This is a genomic window from Streptomyces sp. NPDC043876 (genome assembly GCF_056435825.1).
Genome location: NZ_JBWKDV010000057.1, coordinates 1 through 3,137 on the forward strand (window position 1 = coordinate 1; position 3,137 = coordinate 3,137).

The following is a 3,137-nucleotide window of genomic DNA, read 5'->3' on the forward strand; positions in this document are numbered from 1 at the left end:
GCTGGTGTGCTGGATGACGGTGTGCTGGATGCGTTGACGCCGGAGCGGTTCGAGAGCGTGCTGCGGGCCAAGGCCACCTCCGCGCTCAACCTGCATGAGCTGACGGTCGAGCTGGGGATCGAGCTCGACGCCTTCGTCCTCTTCTCCTCCATGAGCGGGTCGATCGGCTCGGCGGGCCAGGCCAACTACGCCGCTGCGAATGCCTATCTGGACGCGCTCGCCGAGCAGCGGCGGGCGGCCGGGCTGGCCGCGACGTCCATCGCCTGGGGTCCGTGGGCCGAGGGCGGCATGGTCGCCGACGAGGCTCTCGAAGCCCGGATGCGCCGGGACGGCGTACCGCCCATGAACGGGAACGCGGCGATCCGTGCGCTCGGCCAGGCCGCGGCCGGTACGGAGGCCTCCCTCACCGTGGCCGACGTCGTCTGGGAGCAGTACCTCTCCGGCCACACCGCCGTACGAGGCAGCACCCTCTTCGACGAGCTCAGCGAGGTCCGCACGACCCGCTCGGCCGCCGAGGACCGTACCGACCGGGCCGCGTCCGCGCAGGCCGAAGGCGCCGTCAACCTCGGCGCGCGGCTCGCCGCGCTCGCCCCCGCCGAGCAGGTACGAGAGCTGCTCGGCCTGGTCCGTACGCACGTCGCTGCCGTCCTCGGACACGGGGGCGCGGACGCGGTCGGTGCGGAACGCGCCTTCAAGGAGCTCGGCTTCGACTCCCTCACCGCGGTCGAGCTGCGCAACCGCCTGAACGCGGCCACCGAGCTGCGTCTGCCCGTCACCCTCGTCTACGACTACCCGACGTCCGCCGCGCTGGCCGAGTACCTCCGCGAGGAGCTCGTCGGCAGCGTCCCGGTCTCCGGCGCCATGCTCCCCGTCGTCGCGGCCGTCGACGGCGACCCGATCGCCATCGTCGCCATGAGCTGCCGTTTCCCCGGCGGGGTCAGCACCCCCGAGGACCTCTGGGAGCTGCTTGCGCAGGGTACGGACGCGGTTGACGCCTTCCCGGCCGACCGCGGCTGGAAGCTGGACCGCCTGTACAGCCCCGACCCGGACCAGCCGGGGACTTCGTACACCCGCGAGGGCGGCTTCGTCGCGGGGGCGGCGGACTTCGACGCGGACTTCTTCGGGATCTCCCCGCGCGAGGCCCTCGCCATGGACCCGCAGCAGCGCCTGCTGCTGGAGACCTCCTGGGAAGCCTTCGAGCGGGCCGGCATCGACCCGACGTCGCTGCGCGGCAGCCGTGCCGGTGTCTTCGTCGGCACCAACGGCCAGGACTACCTCTCCCTCATCACCCGCGACCAGGAAGGCCTCGAAGGCCACGTCGGCACGGGCAACGCGGGCAGCGTCATGTCGGGCCGCGTCTCCTACGTCTTCGGGCTGGAGGGTCCGGCGGTCACCGTCGACACGGCGTGCTCGTCGTCCCTCGTGGCGCTGCACTGGGCGATACAGGCACTGCGCAACGGTGAGTGCTCGCTGGCCCTGGCGGGCGGTGTCACCGTCATGTCGACGCCGGAGAACTTCGTCGATTTCAGCCGTCAGCGTGGGTTGGCGGAGGACGGTCGGATCAAGGCTTTTGCGGCTGGTGCGGATGGTACGGGTTGGGGTGAGGGTGTGGGCATGCTGCTCGTGGAGCGGCTGTCGGATGCCCGTAGGAACGGTCACCCGGTCCTCGCGGTGGTGCGGGGCTCGGCGATCAACCAGGACGGTGCCAGCAATGGTCTGACGGCCCCGAACGGCCCTTCGCAGCAGCGTGTCATCCGCCAGGCGCTGGCCAGCGCGGGGCTGACAGCCGCCGACGTGGACGCCGTCGAGGCGCACGGTACCGGTACGAAGCTGGGCGACCCGATCGAGGCGCAGGCACTGCTGGCCACGTACGGTCAGGAGCGCGAGGACGGCCGTCCGCTGCTGCTGGGTTCGGTGAAGTCGAACATCGGTCACACGCAGGCCGCCGCGGGTGTGGCCGGTGTGATCAAGATGGTGCTGGCGATGCAGCACGGGGTGCTTCCGCAGACCCTGCACGTGGACGAGCCGACTCCGCACGTCGACTGGTCGGCCGGTGAGGTCGAGCTGCTGACGGAGCTGCGCGAATGGCCCGAGACGGGGCGTCCGCGCCGCGCGGGCATCTCCTCCTTCGGCATCAGCGGCACCAACGCCCACACGATCATCGAGCAGGCGCCCGAGGGCGAGGAGGCGCAGCCGACCGTACGGCCCTCCGGTGTCCGTGTCCTGCCGTACCTTCTCTCCGGCAGGACCCAGGAGGCCGTCCGGGCGCAGGCGGCCGCACTCGCCGCTCACCTCGACGATGAGGCGACGGCTGCCGACGTGGCTTTCTCGCTGGCCACGAACCGCGCGCACCTCGACCACCGGGCCGCAGTGGTCCTGGCGGCCGAGAGCGTGCAGGAGCTGCGCGACGCCCTGACGGGCCTCGCGGCCCGGGAGACGCCGGCGCAGACCGCCGCGGGCGCCGTTGGCGACGGTCGGCTGGCCTTCCTGTTCACGGGGCAGGGCAGCCAGAGGCTGGGGATGGGGCGTGAGTTGTATGACGCCTTCCCGGCGTTCGCGGATGCGCTGGATGCGGTGTGTGCGCGGTTCGATCTGGATGTGCCTTTGCGGGATGTCCTCTTCGGTGCGGATGCGGAGCTGCTGAACCGTACGGAGTGGGCGCAGCCGGCGTTGTTCGCGGTTGAGGTGGCGTTGTTCCGGCTGCTGGAGTCGTGGGGTGTGCGACCGGACTTCCTGTCCGGTCATTCGATCGGTGAGATCGCGGCTGCGCATGTGGCGGGTGTGTTCTCGCTGGAGGATGCCTGTGCGCTGGTTGCTGCGCGCGGTCGTCTGATGCAGGTGCTGCCGTCCGGTGGGGTGATGGTGGCGGTGCAGGCGTCGGAGGACGAAGTCCTGCCGTTGCTGACCGAGCGGGTGAGCATCGCCGCGGTCAACGGTCCGCAATCGGTGGTCGTCGCCGGTGACGAGGACGCCGTGCTCGCGGTGGTGGAGGTGTTCGCCGACCGCAAGAGCAAGCGGCTCGCCGTCAGTCATGCGTTCCATTCGCCGCACATGGACGGCATGCTGGAGGACTTCCGTGAGGTGGTGGCGGGGCTGGAGTTCGCCGCTCCGCGGATCCCGATCGTTTCCAATCTGAC

General features: G+C 70.9%; 1 protein-coding gene. It reads left to right on the forward strand.

The window, feature by feature from the left end; translation table 11 throughout:
• Window positions 1-3,137: type I polyketide synthase (locus AC0693_RS38690; RefSeq protein ID WP_478804621.1), on the forward strand; the 3,137-nt coding region annotated here is incomplete at both ends.